The organism is Novosphingobium aquae (assembly GCF_037572715.1).
In the GTDB taxonomy this organism is placed as follows: domain Bacteria; phylum Pseudomonadota; class Alphaproteobacteria; order Sphingomonadales; family Sphingomonadaceae; genus Novosphingobium; species Novosphingobium aquae.
This window is the reverse complement of the sequence record NZ_JBBHJY010000005.1, coordinates 222,680-240,270: the sequence shown is the minus strand read 5'-3', so window position 1 is coordinate 240,270 and position 17,591 is coordinate 222,680. Positions and strand designations below refer to the sequence as shown.

The following is a 17,591-nucleotide window of genomic DNA, read 5'->3' as shown; positions in this document are numbered from 1 at the left end:
GCGCTGTGCCAAGACTGCTGCAACAAACATTTAGGGGTTCACGTCCTTGCTGTCACTATTGCTTGCCGCCGTTTCGCAGCCGATCAATTTCGATGATCTGGGGCTGACGCGCGGCATCGATCTCGGCTTCTTCACCCTGCGCTGGTACAGCCTCGCCTATCTGGCGGGCATCATCCTCGCCTATTGGCACACGTCTAAGGCAATCCGCACGCCGGGAGCACCACTGGCGCAGCGCCATGCCGACGACCTGTTCTTCTACTGCACCCTAGGCATCATCCTTGGCGGACGGCTGGGCTATGCAATGTTCTACGCGCCGGAGCTGCTCGCTCAGCCGGGCGAACTGATCAAGCTGTGGGAAGGCGGGATGAGTTTCCACGGCGGGCTGATGGGCGTGGTGCTGGCGTTTGCCTGGGTATCATGGCGCGGCAAGCTGAACTTCCTGCGCGTGGCGGACTATGTCTCGGTTGCGGTGCCGTTCGGTATGCTGTTCGGCCGGCTGGCCAACTTCGTCAACGGCGAGCTGTGGGGCCGGCCTGCCGGTCCCGACGTGTCCTGGGCCATTGTCTTCCCCGATGCGGGGCCGCTGGCGCGCCACCCCAGCCAGCTTTACGAAGCCGGACTGGAAGGGCTGCTGCTGCTCATCATCATGATGCTGCTGTTCTGGAAAACGCGCGCACGGTTCCGTCCGGGCCTGCTCGCCGGCACCTTCACGGCGGGCATCTCTGCCGGGCGCTTCGTGGTCGAATTCTTCCGCGAACCCGATGCCCAGCTGCGTGAATTTGCCCTGTCGACCGGGCTGTCGATGGGCCAATGGCTGACGATTCCACTGTTCCTTGTCGGCCTGTTCTTCATGGTTCGCGCGCTGGTCCGTCCGCCGCTCGGCACAGCTGAATCGCCTCCGCCAGCATGATCAGCGAGGGGGGACTCTCGGCAATTTTTGAACGCCTGATCGGACATTCCGGGCCGATCAGTGTTGCCCATTACATGGCGGAATCGAACGCGCGCTACTACGCGTCGAAGGACCCGTTCGGCGAGGACGGCGATTTCATCACTGCGCCGGAAATCAGCCAGATGTTCGGCGAACTGATCGGCCTGTGGCTGGCCGACATGTGGATCCGCGCCGGGCGTGAGGAGCCGGTCCATTACATCGAGCTTGGCCCCGGACGCGGCACCCTGGCGCGCGATGCCATGGCCTCGGCTAAGCGCTATGGCCTTACCCCGCGCGTGCATTTTGTCGAAACCTCGACCCAGCTCAAGGATATCCAGCTGGGCACTATGCCAGGCGCAATCTGGCATGATGACTTGTCGACCGTGCCCTACAATGGCCCGATCCTGCTGGTCGCCAACGAATTCCTCGATGCCCTGCCCGTGCGCCAGATGGTCAAAACGCCCGATGGCTGGCGCGAGCGGATGGTCGGTTTTCAGGATGGTCGCTTTCTGCCTGTCGCAGGTCATATGCCGATGGATCCGGCTGTGCCCGAGGCGCGCCGAAATGCCCCCGATGGCACGATTATCGAGACTTGCCCCGGCGCGGCGGCGATCATGTATGAAGTCGCCGGGCGGCTGGTCGAACAGGGCGGGGCGGCGCTTTTCATCGATTACGGGTCCGACGTCGTCCGCGATGGTTCGACGCTGCAAGCCGTGCGCAGCCACCGCAAGGTCGATCCTTTCGCCATGCCGGGCGAGGTCGATCTGACCGCCCATGTCGATTTCGCCTCGCTCGCGCCGGTCGTCGAATCGCGCGGCTGCCGCTGGCTCGGCACGGTGCCGCAGGGGCGCTGGCTGCGCGCACTGGGGATCGAGGCCCGGGCCGAGGCGCTCGCCCAATTTGCCCCGCAGCACGCCGCCGCGATCCGCTCCGCGACCGACCGTTTGATCGGTGAAGGCCAGATGGGCCTGCTGTTCAAGGTGTTCGGCATGGCCAGCCCGCGATGGCCCGATGGAGCGGGTTTCTGAAGCCCGCCCGCACCCGCTATTCGCTGATGACGCGGCTGGTGCGCGGGGTCTTGCTGGCCCTGTTCCGCTCGCAGCGCTGGACGCTTGATCCGTGGCGGCCGCGGTCGCGCAAATTTATCATCATCGGCGCGCCGCATACCAGTAACTGGGATTTCCTGTTCTTCATCGGCGCAACCGACGCACTCGGAATCCGGCCCGCATTCATGGGCAAGCACAGCCTGTTTCGCTGGCCGATGACGCGTTTCATGCGCGAAATGGGCGGCGTGCCGGTGGTCCGTTCGGCCAGCCACAACTATGTCGAACAGATGATCGACGTGTTCAATGCGCGCGACGAACTCATGCTTGTGGTGGCCCCCGAAGGCACCCGCAAGGGCGCGGCGAAGTGGAAGACCGGCTTCTATCATATGGCGCTGGGCGCCGGCGTGCCTATCGTGCCGGCCTGGGTTGACCATGCCGTGCGGCGCGGCGGGCTTGGGCCGGAGATTGTGCTCACCGGCAACAAGGCGGTCGATTTCGCCCGCATCCGCGCCTATTTCGAAGAAAAGCTGCCCGGCCATCCGCGTTGGCAAGCCATTACCGCAGGGATTGATGACGATGACTGAAATCCTTCTTACCAACGCGGCGATCATCCTCGTCACCATGCTGGCGCTGTGGCTGGCGGCGGCGAAAATCGGCGACGTGTCGTTCATCGATGCGGTCTGGGGCGGCGGTATGGCGCTTCTGGCGGCGACGGCATGGCTGCAACTGGGCGAGCCCGGACAGCGTGCCTCGCTGATTGCGGCGATGGCGGTAATCTGGGGCGCGCGGCTGGCGATCCACCTCTACACCCGCTGGCGGGCGAGCGGCGAGGACCCGCGCTATGCCAAGATCCTCGGCCCCGCGCGCGACAAGGGCCGCTATGCGCGCGGCGCGCTGACCCGCGTGTTCCTGCCGCAGGCGGTGCTACTGTGGATGACCTGTCTGCCCGCGCAAATGGGCGTGGCGGGTTCGGGCGCGGAGGCCATTGGCTCGTTGGCGATGGCAGGGGCCGCGCTGTGGCTGGTCGGCATGGTGTTCGAGACCGTGGGCGACTGGCAGCTCTCCCGCTTTCGCGCTGATCCTGCCAGCAAAGGCAAGGTGCTCGACTCCGGGTTGTGGCGCTATACCCGTCACCCCAACTACTTCGGCGATGCCTGCGTATGGTGGGGCATCTGGCTGGCGGCGAGCGAGGCCGGCTGGCCAGTGGCGCTGGGCAGCCTGATCGGCCCGGCCTTCCTGACCTTCACCCTGACCAAGTGGTCGGGCAAGCCGCTGCTGGAAAGGGGCATGGCCGACCGCCGTCCCGGTTATGCTGAATACGTTCGCAAGACCTCCGGCTTTCTGCCGTGGTTCCCGAAGAAATAAGCGTCCCGATCAGCGGTATTTCTGTCCCGGCGGGGCGTTGCGTTTCAGGGCGTTGAGATCGGGCCGGGCATCGATGGCGCGCACCTCTTGCGGCGCGGCGCGGGGCGGGACAGCCTTGAGCCAAGCCTCGAGCGCGTCGATCTCCATCATACCTTCCACCGGGTCGCGGCCCTTGGTGAAGGCATCGAAGCTATCGCCGCCTTCGGCCATGAAACGGCTGATCGTCACGCGGTAAGACTTGGCCGGATCGATCGGCGCGCCGTCAAGATTGATGGCGGTGATCCGTGAGCCGATGGCATTGCTGCGGTCATAGGTAAAGTTGAACCCGGCAGAAGGCGCGAGGACCTGTTCGGGGGCGTTGGCATCGAAGCCCTGCTCCAGCGCTTCCTTGATCTCCGCACCGGTCAGGCTGACCGTGACCAGCCGGTTGCGGAACGGCTGGACAGCGAAGAGATCGACAAAAGTCACTATGCCATCGGCGTCCGCGTTCAGAGACCGGCGGATGCCGAAGGGGTTCATGAGCGCAATCTGCGCGCCCGCGCCAGTTGTCGCGGCAAGCTGGGCATCGGCGATCAGATTGCCGAGCGGGCCGCCGGTATTGGCGAGCGGGCCGTCGAGCTTGTCGACCGGTGCGGCAATCCTGCCGACCACACGCTTTGCCACCACATCGGCAGCCTTGACGTAAGTCGCGACATAATCCGCCACGTCCTTGCGCGGTTCGAACTGCGGAAATTCCGGCCGGCTGGCGATGAAGGCGGTCGATGCCCGGTAGCCCGGCGACTGAACAATCACCTGCTGCGCCTTGCGGCTGACGACCTTGTTCGCAATCGGATCGATCTCCAGCGTGATGTCGGTCACCATCTTGCCCCACAGCCCCGCGCTGGTCAGCAGGAAGTGCTTGTCCTTGTTGATCGCACCGTACTCGCAGACATAGTCCCAATGCGTATGGCCCGAGATGACGAGGTCCACGCGGGTGTCGAGCCGGTCGAGGATCGGCTTGATCTCACCATAAAGGCCGGGGCAGCCGTTGGGCGCGGGATCGGTCGTGCGTCCTCCCTGGTGGATCACCACGACGACGGCGTCCGTCCCCTTGGCCTTGAGCGTACTGACCAGCGCATTGGCCGTATCGGCTTCGTCGGCAAAGCGGATGCCCTTCACGTTCTCCGGCTTTTGCCCGACGCCGCTGTTCTTGAGCGTCAGGCCGATAAGTCCGACCTTGACCCGCATGCGCCCCTTGCCGAAGCTGCGGATCGCATAGGCCGGCAATAGTGTGGAACCATCGTCCTTGATGGTATTGGCGGCGAGGAAGGTGAATTTCGCGCCCTTGAAGCTTTCGATCTGGCAAGGCTTGATCGCGCTGAACTGCCCGCAACCGCCCTTCTGCTTTCGCAGCAGCTCTTCCGTGCCGCTATCGAATTCGTGATTGCCCGCCGCGTTGAAATCCAGCCCGATGCGGTTCATCACCCCGATCGCTGGTTCGTCGAGGAAAGATGAGGAGCTGAACGGACTGCCGCCAATCATGTCGCCCGCCGATACGGTCAGGTGATAGCGGTACTTGGCGCGCACGGAATCGACCGCGCTGGCCAGCCATGCCGCTCCGCCGGCGGGCACCTGTATGAAGTCGCCCTTGCCGTCAGGGACCACCACCGATTGCTGCGGGGGTTCCAGCGTGCCGTGGAAGTCGTTGATCGCGGCTATGCCAACGGTAACGGTGCGCGGTGCCTTGTCCTTGGCCGCCAGCGGGCTGACGTTGGCGACCAGCGCGGCGATGATGAAGGCGGTCGTTGAGCGGATCATGCGCACCCCGGTACTTGCTGGTCGTGACCGCCTTGTGACGAATGCTTCGCGACCGGCCCTTGCCCTAAACGTCGAGGTTGGCGACGTTCAGTGCGTTTTCCTGAATGAAGTCGCGGCGCGGTTCGACGATGTCGCCCATCAGGCGGGTGAAGATCTCGTCGGTCACGTCGGCGTCCTCGACCTTCACCTGCAGCAGGATACGGTTTTCAGGATCGAGCGTGGTTTCCCAGAGCTGCTCGGCGTTCATTTCGCCAAGGCCCTTGTAGCGCGAGATCGACAGGCCCTTGCGGCCATTGGCGAGCACGGCGTCAAGCAGTTGCGAAGGCCGTGTGATCGCGCCATCGCCCGCAACGGCGCGGATCGGGGCGGCGATCTGATCGTCGCCTTCGCCGGGGTTGCCGGCATCGGCTTCGGGCTCCGGCTCAACTTCGACAGCGGTGACGCGCACCAGCCTTGCGGTGCCCGAATAGACGTCGGCCTGCTCGGCGGCGAGGCGGGCAAGCTTGCGCGCTTCAGCGCTGGCGAGAAAGCTCGCTTCGATCGGATAGACGTCGGACACGCCGCGCCACAGGCGGATGATCTGCACCGAGCCATCGTCGAGGACCTTGGCCGTCCACGTCGCTTCGCTGTCAGCGCGGCCCAGCCATTCGCCGGTCTTGGCCACGGCCGCAGCCCGCGCGGATGCTTCCATGTCTGGCTGGAGCGCGCCCGACAGGGCCAGCGCCTCGACCACGGCGGGATCGTACTTGCGCTGCACGAAGGCCATCAGCGAGCGCAGGCGCATCGCGTGTTCGACCAGTTCGGTAAGCTCTTGTCCGCCGCGTGCGCCGCCTTCGGTTTCGAGCACGCGCCCGGCGGTGCCGGCTTCGACCAGATAGCGATCGAGGGCGGCGGCGTCCTTCAGGTAGACCTCACTGCGCCCCTTGCTCACCTTGTACAGCGGCGGCTGCGCGATGAACAGGTGCCCGGCCTTGATGATTTCCGGCATCTGGCGGTGGAAAAAGGTGAGCAGCAGAGTGCGGATATGCGCGCCGTCGACGTCGGCGTCAGTCATGATCACGATCTTGTGATAGCGCAGCTTGTCCAGGTTGAATTCGTCGCGGATACCAGTGCCCATCGCCTGAATCAGCGTGCCGACTTCGCGCGAGGAAATGATCCGGTCAAACCGGGCGCGTTCAACGTTGAGGATCTTGCCGCGCAGGGGCAGGATCGCCTGATATAGGCGCTCACGGCCCTGCTTGGCCGAGCCGCCGGCGCTGTCACCTTCGACGAGGAACAGCTCGCACTTCGAAGGATCGCGCTCCTGGCAATCGGCGAGCTTGCCAGGCAGGCTGGCAATGTCCATCGCGCCTTTGCGCCGGGTCAGTTCGCGGGCCTTGCGCGCGGCTTCTCGGGCAGCGGCGGCATCAATGATCTTGTGGACCACGGCCTTGGCATTGGCGGGGTTTTCCTCAAGCCATTCGAGCATGCGGTCGGCCATCAGGCTTTCCAGCGGCTGGCGCACTTCTGAGGAGACCAGCTTGTCCTTGGTCTGCGACGAGAACTTGGGATCGGGCAGCTTGACCGAAACAATCGCGGTCAGCCCTTCGCGCATGTCATCGCCGGTCAGGTTGACCTTTTCCTTCTTCAGCAGCCCGGACTTTTCGGCATAGCTGTTGAGCGTGCGGGTCAGCGCAGCGCGGAAGGCAGCAAGGTGCGTGCCGCCATCGCGCTGCGGGATGTTGTTGGTGAAGCACAGGACATTTTCGTAATACGAATCGTTCCATTCCAGCGCGACATCGATGCCGATACCATCGCGTTCGGAACTGATGGCGATCGGGTTGGGCAGCAGCGGCTGCTTGTTGCGATCGAGGTAGCTGACGAAAGCACCGATGCCGCCTTCGTAGAACAGGTCATGTTCGACCTGCTCTTCATGGCGCTTGTCGCGCAGCAGGATGCGCACGCCCGAATTGAGGAAAGCGAGCTCGCGGTAGCGGTGCTCAAGCTTTTCGAAATCGAATTCCAGCACGTTCTTGAACGTCTCTGTCGAGGCGACGAAGGTCACGCGGGTGCCCTTCTTGCCTTCTGGCGCCGGCCCTTTAACGACCAGCGGGCCAACGGCATCGCCGTGTTCGAACCGCATCCAGTGCTCCAGCCCGTCGCGCCAGATCGTCAGTTCGAGCCATTCGGACAGGGCGTTGACCACCGAGACGCCGACACCGTGGAGGCCGCCCGAGACCTTGTAGGCGTTGTCGTCCGACGTGTTCTCGAACTTGCCGCCGGCGTGGAGCTGGGTCATGATGACCTCGGCCGCCGAGACGCCTTCTTCGGAGTGAATGCCAGTTGGAATGCCGCGGCCGTTATCCTCGACCGAGACCGAGCCATCGGGGTTCAGCTCGATCAAGACAAGGTCGCAGTGCCCCGCCAGCGCCTCGTCAATGGCGTTGTCCGACACCTCGAAAACCATGTGGTGCAGGCCCGACCCGTCGTCGGTATCGCCGATGTACATGCCGGGGCGTTTCCGCACGGCGTCGAGGCCCTTGAGAACCTTGATCTGGTCGGCGCCATAAGCGTTGGCGTTCGGGATATTTTCGGGCGTTTCAGACATGCCCGCGATATAGGTGCAGAGGCGCGGAATCGGAAGGGTTTTGTGCCTTCCATCCACAGGCGGAGACTGGCTGGTTTCGGTGCGGTCAGACCAGGCCTGCCCAGTACCATCGCGGCCGGCGTACTAGCGGAAGATTTCCGAACAGGCCGAGCCTGATCGAAAGAAGCAGACTATTCACGCTCAAACTGCCTGCCCTCAGTTTGGTCAGCAGAATTGTCATTTTTCTTCTTCCCTTTACCTTGTTAGCTGTCGGACAAGTTCTCCACCCATGGCGCATCTGCTCCATAGTGAAGGTCCAGAGAATATGTCACGATTCCGCGCGAATACAATGGCTTGCTTGCTTGCGATCCTGCCTGCGGCCGGTTTTGCGCCATTCGCTGTCGCCGCGCCGGCGCCAGCTGCGGCGGAACAGGCGGGAATCCCTGCGGGCGTCGCTCGTTTGCAGAAGATGGATCCGGGCGAGAATCCGGCCGCCTACATCGCGCTGGCTCAGGCAAATCTTGCGGAAGCAAAGTCCAGGCGCAATCCCGATCCTTTGACCATTGCGGAGCGTCAGGTCGATCTCGCCGATGGGCTTCTGGCGGGCGAACAGCTCGACGCGGTGGCAGAGAACCTTGTTGCTGCTTTGCCCGGTCTGGAATCCGGGGGTGCAAAAACCCGCAACGCCTATCTTCGTGCCTTGCTGGCCAATGGCGGGGTGCTTCACGCCAGGGGCAGCTACGCGGCAGCTGCCACCGACTTGCGCAAAGCAGTCGACGGGTTGCGGGCAAGCAGCGCCGCGCAAAGGGACAGACTGCTGGCAGAAGGCCTAGCGGCGCTCGGGCTGGCCGAGGTACAGATGGGCAAGGTCGACCCGGCAATGGGTGAGGTCGATGAGGCGCTGATTCTGCTCAAGGGCCTGAAGCCGGTCCCGGGTATCCTGCCGCAGGTCTATTCGGTAAAGGTCGAAGTGCTCAATACGGCCGGGAAGACCGCCGAGGCGCTTGAAGTGGCGCGCAAAGGCATTGCCGAAAGCGAGGCGCTGCTGAAGCCCGGCGATGCGCGGATCGCCAATCTTTATGGCAGCATGGCGACTTTGCTGGTCCAGCAGAACCGCCCGACCGAAGCGCTGGCGATTGCGCGGCGGGCTTTCGAGGGGCTTGAACTGGCGCGCGGCGGACCCACCGCGACCAGCGCTATGATCCGCGCGATTGCCTCAACCGCGTTGATCCAGGGCGGCAAGTTTGACGAGGCCGAGCCGTTCCTTGCCCAGGCGCTGCCGATCATGGATGCAAAAATGGGTGTGGCGCACCCGCAGACGCTGCAAGTGCGGGAAATCTATGCCCGCGTCCTGCAGCGCCTTGGCCGCGGGCGGGAAGCCATCGGCATCCAGCAGCAATTGCTGAAAACACGCGACGAGGCTTTGCCCAGGCTGCATGCCGACCGGATGACCGGGCGGGTCAACCTTGCGGTCATCGCCATGCGGATCGGCGAGTTCAAGATTGCCACGGCAGCGATGGACGAGGGCCTCGCCTTGCGCCGGGAAGCCGTGCCGACGGTCCATCCCGAATTTCTCGCCGAGCGGGCGCTGGCGCTGCACATCCGCGCGCTGGATGGGCAAGGCGGTGCGGCGCTGGCGAAGGAAGCCCATACGGTTTTGGGCGGACTGCGCCAGATCATGGACCTCGATCTCGATGCGCCAACGCCGAACGGTGCCCACGCCGGTATGCTCTATGTCGGCGAATCGCTGTTCCGCTCTGGCGACAAGGATGGCGCATTTCGTGCCCAGCAATGGACCGCGCGAACCAGCGTTGACGATGCCGTCGCCCTGACGCGGATAAACCGCGCCGTGGCTGGTGAGCAGGCGAGCCTAGCAGTTCTGGCGGATCGCAAGAACCTGCTCGTCCAGCGCGCCGCGATTCTCTCGTCCGTCGATGCCCAGCTGCGCGAGCCGGACGCGCAGTTCGACCTTGCCCGGGCAAACCAGCAGATGGAGGCGGTTGATGGCAAGCTGGCCAAGGCGAGCGCTTTTCTGACGGCGGCGGGCGTGCCGTTTCAGCGGTTCCGGGAATCCGGCATTGCCGAAGTCCGGCAGCGGATTGGCCGGGATGACCTGTTCGTAATGATCAGCCGGATGACTGATCGCTACATGATCACGGCGATCAGCCGGAACGGCGAATGGCAGTACCTGACCAAGCTTAACTCGCGCGAGATCGACGTGCTGGTGAACAAGATTCGCCGTTCGCTGGCGGGTGCGGGCGATCTTGCCGACTTCGACCGGGCAAGCGTTGACCAGCTCTATGGCGAACTGTTCAGCCCTGAGGTGCAGGCCGCGCTCGGCAAATCCCGGAACTTGCTGGTCAGCAGCAACGGCAAGCCTGCCGCCCTGCCGTTCGCACTGATGCCGGATCGCAAGGGCGGATCCGGGTTCCTGATCGACCGGATCCCGGTGACCCGGCTGCCGGGGGCTCCGCAGGAAAGCGCGCCAACGTCTCGTCGCCAGAACGTCCCCGGCAAGTTCGTCGGGCTTGGCGATATTGCCCAGAGTGCGCCTGCCGCCGGTAGCGGCACGCCGCGACGCGGGGCCGATGCCTTGGCGCGGCTCCCAGCGCTTCCAGGCGCTGCCGGCGAGCTGACGGAAATTGCGCGGGCTGTAGGGGACAAGACGCCGCTGATGCTGACCGGCGCGCGCGCCACCGAAGCCAATTTCAGGAACGTGAAACTGCCGCGCGGTGGGGTCCTCGCTTTTGCCACGCACGGACTTGTCTCAGGAGAAATCCCCGGCCTGCGCGAGCCTGCCCTTTTGCTTAGCGAAAGCCCCGGCGACGATGGCCTGCTGACCGCCAGCGAGATCGCCCGGCTTGACCTGCCGGCATCGTGGGTGATCCTTTCGGCCTGCAACACGGCGGCGGGATCGGGTCCCGATGCGGCCAGCTTGTCGGGCCTCGCCCAGGCTTTCATCCTTGCCGGGGCGGACCGGATCATCGCCACGCACTGGCCGGTGCGCGATGACGTGGCCAGCGCGATTACTGCCGGAACGCTGCGCTATTCGGGCAAGGGCACGTCGCCGGCCGAGGCTCTGCAACGCTCGCTTAGTGACTGGCGCAAGGGTGCCGGGGCCAAGGCGCACCCCTCGCTATGGGCGGCGTTCGAACTCGTTCGGCCCTGATCGCCGGCAAGTCGCAGCCTGACAACGGTTAGTCGCATCTGCTTCAAATGATATGTTGTAACACCTCGCGGCTTGCGCTAGTCGCAGCCGCGGAGGGGGCGTCTGTGTTTTTCATATCGTGTTTTTCATGTTGGGTTTGAGCTTTCGATGAAACGTCCCCTGCTTCTCGCTTCCGCTGCTACCTTTGCTGTCATCGCTTCGCCCGTCCAGGCGCAGGAGGTTGACGACCATCACGCGCCTGAAGAGATCGTCGTCACCGGCACCCTGATCCGGGCGCGGCAGGATGTGCTGTCTGGTGTGGCGGTGATCCAATCGCAGGAGCTTGCGCAGGCGCTGCGTCCCTCGATTGGTGAAACGCTGCAGAACCTTCCCGGCGTATCTGCGACCTCCTTCGGGCCGAGCGCCTCGCGTCCCGTCTTGCGCGGCCTCCAGGGTGAGCGCGTGCGCGTGCTGACGGACGGTATCGGTGCGATCGACGTGTCGAACACTTCGGTCGATCACGCGGTGGTGGTCAACCCACTGCTGGCGGAGCGGATCGAGGTTCTGCGCGGGCCGCAATCCCTGCTTTACGGTGCCTCGGCAATCGGCGGCGTGGTCAATGTCACTGACCGCCGATTGCCCACTAAGGTGCCCAGCGAGAAGGTGCACATCGGGGCCATTGCTAGCTATGGCTCGGCAGCCAACGAACGCTCGCTGTCCGCCAGTACGGACGTGCTGATCGCCGAGAATCTGGTTTTCCATGCCGACGGTTCATGGTCGAAGAGCGATGATCTGCGGATCGGCGGTTATGCCCTGTCGCCCGCGCTCCGGGCACAGGCGCGCGCATCCAGCCTCTTGCCGCCCGACCCTGATGCCGATGTCGATTTCGCGTCAAACGCCGCACTGGCCGGCACCTTGCCGAACACCTCGGCGCGCGCATGGACGGCCGGTGTCGGCATGACCTATGTCAATGATGGCGGGGCCATCGGTGTTGCCTACAGCCATACGGACAATATCTATGGCATTCCGGTCCGCTTCGCGACCATGCCTGGCGAAGAGCAGGAAGCACCGCGCATCGCGCTCAAGCAGGACCGCATCGATGGCCGCGCCGAAATCAACACCGAAGGCAGCCTGATCAGCAAGCTCGCCTTCCGCGTGGGCTATGCCGATTACCAGCATTCTGAGCTTGAGCCTGACGGCAGCGTCGGCACCACGTTCTATAACAAAGGCGTGGAAGCGCGCTTTGAGCTGGCCCAGGCGGATCGCGGCGGCTGGAAGGGCGTGACCGGCGCGCAGATGGTGATCCGCGATTTCGACGTGGTTGGCGACGAGGCGTTCCTACCGAAGAATTCAAGTGCGCAGGTCGGATTCTTCACGCTCCAGCAGTATGAAACGGGACCGTGGAATCTTGAAGCCGGCGCCCGCTTTGAGCACAGCCGCATCACCTCAAAGCCGCTGCCCGCACAGTCGCAGTTTTATAACGGCCGGCTGAGCTTCGACACCTTTTCCGCTGCTCTGGGTGCGATGTATGAAATCACGCCGCAGTGGAAGTTCGGCGTCAATCTGTCGCGCACCGCGCGTGCGCCGGCGGCGGAAGAGCTGCTCGCCAACGGTCCGCACGCCGGCACCGAATCCTACGAAGTCGGTGATCCCGGCCTGAAACCTGAACGCGTATGGAGCGCCGAGGCTATCCTGCGCGGGCACGGCGAGCGGTTCTCTTTCGAAACTTCGGTCTATCACAGCTGGTTTTCGAACTTCATCTACGACAACCGCACCGGCGCGGTGGTCGATGGCTTGCCCGAATACCGGCTGCAGCAGGCCAACGCGCGGTTCTATGGCTTTGAGGTGCAGGGCGATTACACGCTGGCCGAACTCGGTGACTGGAAGCTCAAGGCCGAAGCGCTGGCCGACTATGTCCATGCTGATATCGATAGCTACGGCCCCGCGCCGCGCATCCCGCCGCTGCGGATCAAGGGCGGGCTCGAACTGTCGTCATGGAAGTGGGACTTCAAGGCCAATGTCGAGCGGGTCACCGGGCAGGACCGGGTTGCGCCGAACGAGGATCCGACCCCGGGCTACACGCTTGCTAATGTCGAAGTTTCCTGGCGTCCGTGGGGCCGGGACAAGCCGCTCAGCTTGCTGCTCAGCGCGAACAACCTGTTCGATGTGAACGCGCGGCGCCACGCCAGCTTCCTCAAGGACTATGCCCCGCTGGCCGGGCGTGATGTCCGCGCGACGCTGCGGCTGGAAATCTGAAAACGAAACGGCCGCCCGGCTTGTGCCGGACGGCCGCTTCTGTGGGGAGTGCTTGCTAGAGCCGATCAAACGGCTCTAGACGCTCAGTTTCCTGTCGGTCGTGATTTCTGAATCGCCGGATGCTGCCATCCGGCTTGAAATCACTTCAGGCGAGCGTCGCGGTGAAAATGAGGCCGCTGGACATAGCAGCGACAATCACCGGCAGCACGATCGAATAGATGCTGCGCATGGGTATCTCCTGTTGCATTCGCGAACCGTGTTCGCAGTTGCAACATAACCTGACAGGTAGACATTACAAACGCAAAGGGCGCGCAAGCAGTTGCAGGAAACGCAATTGCTCAGCGTGTAGAGTTTGCGGGCAGTCTCCGCGCCCCGGCCAGGAACAGGCCCAGCGCGATCAGCGCGAAGAATGCGGCGACGAACAGCGGCATCGAAGGGAAGGGCGCAATCGCCTGTGCGCCGCTGAACTTGGCGAAAATTCCGGCGTACAGCGGCGGGCCGATGATCGACGCGATCGAGCCGATGGACTGAACTGCGCCTTGCAGCTCTCCTTGGCTCCTCGCATCGACTGCGCGGCTGTTGAGCGCTGAGATTGATGGCTGGATCAGACCCTGCAGCGCGCCGACAGTGATCGCCAGGTAGACTATCGCCGTACTCGTTGCCACTGCATAGATCACCGATGACAGGCAGACCCCGATAACCCCGGTCGCCACGGCCCACTTTTCGCCCATGCGCGGCGCGATGAAGCGCAGGCCGAAGCCCTGCACCAGCGCGCTGGTCAGCCCGACCATGCCGAGCGCCAGCCCAACCTCGCGTTGCGAGAAGCCATAGGCGGCGATGGCGAAATAGGACCAGATTGCCGGATAGACGATGTGCGACAATTGCCACACCGCCAGCGCCGCGATGAACCACAGCACCGTAGCGCTCTGTCCGCGCAGCGCCTTGAGCGCCGAAAACGCGTTGGCCTGCCGCCATCTGAATGCCCGACGATTCTCGGGCGCCAGAGTTTCCTGCAGGAAGAACAGCCCGAACAGGAAATTGGCAAAGGCCAGCGCGGCGGCGGCATAGAACGGCGCGCGCTCGCCGAATTCGGATAGGATGCCGCCAATCGCCGGCCCCGCGATAAAGCCGAAGCCGAAGGCCATGCCCATCAGGCCAAAATTTGCCGCGCGCTTTTCCGGCGGAGTGATGTCGGCAATGCAGGCATAGGCGGCGGAATAGCTCGCCCCGGTCATGCCCGCCGCCAGCCGGCCGATCACGAGCCACCACAGCGCCGGGGCCATGCCTTGCAGCACATAGTCGATGGCCATGGCCAGCACGCTGGCAAGCATCACCGGGCGGCGGCCGAACCGGTCGGACAAGTTGCCGATCACCGGCGCGAACAGGAATTGCGTCGCCGCATATCCCGCACCCAACCAGCCGGCGAAGACCGCTGCCTCGTCGATGTTCATGTCGCCCAGTTTCATGATCAGCCCCGGCAGGACCGGCATGATGATGCCGAAGCCCAACATGTCGATCAGCACGATGGCGAAGACGAAGCCCATGGTTGAGCGATGCGATGGGCCGGAAGTTGCGGGGTGGGCAGTCATGGGGTGTCCGGCGTTGGGGGGCACTCGTCGATAGCAGGCAGGGCCGCGCTGGCAATCTAGCCGGAACCAAAAAAAGGGGCCGCCCGATTGCGCGGGCGGCCCATTGGGAGGGACCTGGCGTCTGAATTCAGGTCCGTTCGGGTTCGGAAATTCGATTACATCAGCGTCAGGGCGAAGCCCAAGGTGCTGGCGAGAATTGCGAGGACGGCGCCGAGCACCGTTTCATTGCGAGTGATCATGGTTTGCTCCTGATTTCCAGCCGTTTCCGGCTTCCTTACCTACATTACTATAACCTAGGTTAGTAAATGTCAAGAGCTTTTTCGCATATGCAGCAATCGTAGCTGATGCGCGGATTTGGGGATCGCGGACACCATCGGCTGGACAGGCCGGTAAGCCGCCATTATCGGCTCTGCATGACCGTCCAGCCCTCTGATTCCGTCCTCATTGTCGACTTCGGCAGCCAGGTGACCCAGCTTATCGCGCGCCGCGTGCGTGAAGCGGGCGTCTATTCCGAGATCGCGCCGTTCAATTCGGCCGAGGAAGCCTTTCACCGGATGAAGCCGAAAGGCGTGATCCTCTCGGGCGGCCCCGCCTCGGTCACAGCCGAGGGCAGCCCCCGCGCACCGCAGGCGATTTTCGATTCTGGTCTCCCGATTCTCGCCATATGCTACGGCCAGCAGACGCTCTGCGTGCAGCTGGGCGGCAAGGTCGAAGGCGGTCACGCCGCCGAATTCGGCCGCGCCGACGTGCTGATCCACAAGGAAAGCCCGCTGTTCGACGGGTTCTGGGAAGTCGGCCAGAAGTACCCGGTGTGGATGAGCCACGGCGACCGCGTGACCGTAGCCCCGGATGGCTTCGAAGTCATCGGCACCTCGCCCAACGCGCCCTTCGCGATCTGCGTGAACGAGGCGAAGCGCTATTACACCACCATGTTCCACCCCGAAGTGGTCCACACGCCCGATGGTGCAAAGCTGATCTCAAACTTCGTGCACAAGATCTGCGGCCTGGCCGGTGACTGGACCATGGCCGAATTCCGCGCCACCAAGATCGCTGACATCCGCGCGCAGGTCGGCAAGGGCCGCGTGATCTGCGGGCTCTCGGGGGGCGTCGATTCAGCCGTGGCCGCCGTGCTGATCCATGAGGCGATCGGCGACCAGCTCCACTGCGTCTTCGTCGATCACGGCCTGCTGCGAATGAACGAGCGCCAACAGGTCGAAGAGCTGTTCCGTGGCCACTACAACATCCCGCTGGTCGTCGTTGACGCCGAAGAGCGGTTCATGAAGGGCCTTGCCGGCGTCACTGACCCGGAAAAGAAGCGAAAGTTCATCGGCGCCGAATTCATCAACGTGTTCGACGAAGAAGCAAAGAAGCTCGGCGGCGCGGACTTCCTGGCGCAAGGCACGCTCTATCCCGACGTGATCGAAAGCGTCTCCTTCACCGGCGGCCCTTCGGTGACGATCAAAAGCCACCACAACGTCGGCGGCCTGCCCGCCCGCATGAACATGGCATTGGTCGAACCCTTGCGCGAACTGTTCAAGGACGAAGTGCGCGAACTGGGCCGCGAGCTCGGCCTGCCCGAGATTTTTGTTGGCCGTCACCCCTTCCCCGGCCCGGGCCTTGCAATCCGCATCCCGGGTGAGGTTAATCACGAACGCTGCGAAATCCTGCGCAAGGCCGATGCGGTTTACCTCGAAGAGATCCGCAATGCCGGTCTCTACGACCAGATCTGGCAGGCCTTCGCCGTGTTGCTCCCGGTCCGCACCGTCGGCGTGATGGGTGATCACCGCACTTACGACAACGTCTGCGCGCTGCGTGCCGTGACCAGCACCGACGGCATGACCGCCGACATCTACCCCTTCGACGCCGCCTTCCTTAGCCGCTGCGCCACGCGCATCATCAACGAGGTCAAGGGCATCAACCGCGTGGTTTACGACTATACGTCGAAGCCGCCGGGGACCATTGAGTGGGAATAGGGCCGGCCTAAATCGCCACAAACTTCTCCGCCTCGCGGTCTTTCCGCACCTTCAGTCCGTCGAACACTTGCCCGCTCATCGCGATCCACACGCCGGGGCCGGCGGTCTGGGCGGCGGCGAAGGCCATGCCGAGGTTGAACGGGGCGTCGGTCTCGGCAAAGCGGGCCGGACTGAGTGCGCCGGTGAGGACAACTGTCTTGCCGGGAACGGCCTTAGCCAGCACCTTTGCGGTTTCGGTCATCGTGTCTGTGCCGTGAGTGACGACGATATGGGTTTCCGGCGCTTGCCTGGCGGCTGAGGCGATCAGGGCGCGGTCGGCGTCGGTCAGTTCAAGGCTGTCCTTGCGCATCAGCTCAACCATGCGGAACGGCACCGAGACGCGGGCCTCCTTGAGCAGGGCGGGGATGCCGCTGTCGACAATCTGGTATTCGGACAAGGCGTCGAAATAGGCCTTGTCGATGGTGCCGCCGGTGGTGAGGACGAGAATGGAGGTCTGGCTCATTTCCGCGCCTTAGCCGCGTGAGCGGTGAAGGACCAGCGGATGACATCTGCGGCCCACAGTGCCAGCCAGATCAGCACTGGCTGGAAGGCAAGCCGCGGCACGTGATAGCCAAGGCCCGCGCCGCCGTCGGCTTTCGCCATATCGAGCCACATATGCTGAAAATTCGCCGGCCAGACGCAGAACGAATAGAGCGCTAGCCCGATCCCGCCGGCTTTCCGTAGCGGCACTGACCACGGTTGAACCAGCGCCAGCGCCCCGGCAATCTCCGCCACGCCAGTCGCTGCCACCACGAAACCGGGAGCCGGAACCCAAGGCGGCATGATGCCGGCAAAGGGTGCGGGGGTGACCAGATGCAGTACGCCTGCGACGAAATAAAACAGGCTCAGCAGCCAGCGCCCCCAAGTCTGACCGCGCGTCACGG

At 63.8% G+C, this 17,591-nt stretch carries 12 protein-coding genes; 7 read left to right on the top strand and 5 right to left on the bottom strand.

What is annotated here, in order from left to right:
• Positions 1-46 precede the first annotated feature (46 nt).
• The 4 genes from lgt to WG900_RS11675 are packed head-to-tail and all read left to right on the top strand — an operon-like array spanning position 47 to position 3,339.
• Positions 47-910 carry a prolipoprotein diacylglyceryl transferase gene (gene lgt / locus WG900_RS11690; protein WP_339967302.1) on the top strand — a complete coding sequence of 288 codons (864 nt, stop codon included), beginning with the start codon at positions 47-49 and terminating at the stop codon, positions 908-910.
• Entirely contained in the window at positions 907-1,956 is a 1,050-nt protein-coding gene (locus tag WG900_RS11685) for a class I SAM-dependent methyltransferase (RefSeq protein ID WP_417597686.1), read from the top strand. Before lgt ends, WG900_RS11685 begins: the two co-directional genes overlap by 4 nt.
• Positions 1,932-2,558, top strand: coding sequence for a 1-acyl-sn-glycerol-3-phosphate acyltransferase (locus WG900_RS11680; RefSeq protein ID WP_339967299.1), 627 nt, complete (start codon positions 1,932-1,934; stop codon positions 2,556-2,558). Before WG900_RS11685 ends, WG900_RS11680 begins: the two co-directional genes overlap by 25 nt.
• On the top strand, positions 2,551-3,339 hold the full coding sequence (locus WG900_RS11675) for a DUF1295 domain-containing protein (RefSeq protein WP_339967298.1): 789 nt from the start codon (positions 2,551-2,553) through the stop codon (positions 3,337-3,339). The genes WG900_RS11680 and WG900_RS11675 overlap by 8 nt, the downstream gene beginning before the upstream one ends.
• Before the next feature lie 9 nt (positions 3,340-3,348).
• Here WG900_RS11675 and WG900_RS11670 read toward each other — a convergent pair whose 3' ends face one another.
• Both WG900_RS11670 and gyrB read right to left on the bottom strand, forming a co-directional pair.
• Positions 3,349-5,136 carry a bifunctional metallophosphatase/5'-nucleotidase gene (locus WG900_RS11670; RefSeq protein WP_339967296.1) on the bottom strand — a complete coding sequence of 596 codons (1,788 nt, stop codon included), beginning with the start codon at positions 5,134-5,136 and terminating at the stop codon, positions 3,349-3,351.
• Positions 5,137-5,200: 64 nt separating this feature from the next.
• Positions 5,201-7,723 (bottom strand): DNA topoisomerase (ATP-hydrolyzing) subunit B, encoded by a 2,523-nt coding sequence (gene gyrB, locus WG900_RS11665; protein WP_339967294.1) that lies wholly within the window; start codon positions 7,721-7,723, stop codon positions 5,201-5,203.
• 328 nt (positions 7,724-8,051) lie between these two features.
• Here gyrB and WG900_RS11660 point away from each other — a divergent pair, with 328 nt between their 5' ends.
• Positions 8,052-10,871: a CHAT domain-containing protein gene (locus tag WG900_RS11660; protein WP_339967293.1), complete on the top strand. Its 2,820-nt coding sequence runs from the start codon at positions 8,052-8,054 to the stop codon at positions 10,869-10,871.
• A 147-nt stretch (positions 10,872-11,018) separates the two neighbouring features.
• On the top strand, positions 11,019-13,106 hold the full coding sequence (locus WG900_RS11655) for a TonB-dependent receptor (protein ID WP_339967292.1): 2,088 nt from the start codon (positions 11,019-11,021) through the stop codon (positions 13,104-13,106).
• 338 nt (positions 13,107-13,444) lie between these two features.
• Here WG900_RS11655 and WG900_RS11650 read toward each other — a convergent pair whose 3' ends face one another.
• Complete coding sequence (locus tag WG900_RS11650) at positions 13,445-14,695, bottom strand: MFS transporter (RefSeq protein ID WP_339967290.1); 1,251 nt, start codon at positions 14,693-14,695, stop codon at positions 13,445-13,447.
• Between the two features lie 413 nt (positions 14,696-15,108).
• On the opposite strand from WG900_RS11650, the gene guaA reads away from it, so the two are divergent.
• Positions 15,109-16,668 carry a glutamine-hydrolyzing GMP synthase gene (guaA, locus tag WG900_RS11645; RefSeq protein ID WP_339967289.1) on the top strand — a complete coding sequence of 520 codons (1,560 nt, stop codon included), beginning with the start codon at positions 15,109-15,111 and terminating at the stop codon, positions 16,666-16,668.
• Positions 16,669-16,675: 7 nt separating this feature from the next.
• On the opposite strand, the gene WG900_RS11640 is transcribed toward guaA, so the two are convergent.
• Together WG900_RS11640 and WG900_RS11635 are read right to left on the bottom strand one after the other, a co-directional pair.
• A complete protein-coding gene (locus tag WG900_RS11640; RefSeq protein WP_339967287.1) occupies positions 16,676-17,170 on the bottom strand; it encodes an asparaginase domain-containing protein in 495 nt (164 codons plus the stop codon).
• Positions 17,167-17,589, bottom strand: coding sequence for a DoxX family protein (locus WG900_RS11635; protein WP_339967286.1), 423 nt, complete (start codon positions 17,587-17,589; stop codon positions 17,167-17,169). Before WG900_RS11635 ends, WG900_RS11640 begins: the two co-directional genes overlap by 4 nt.
• Positions 17,590-17,591: the final 2 nt, after the last annotated feature.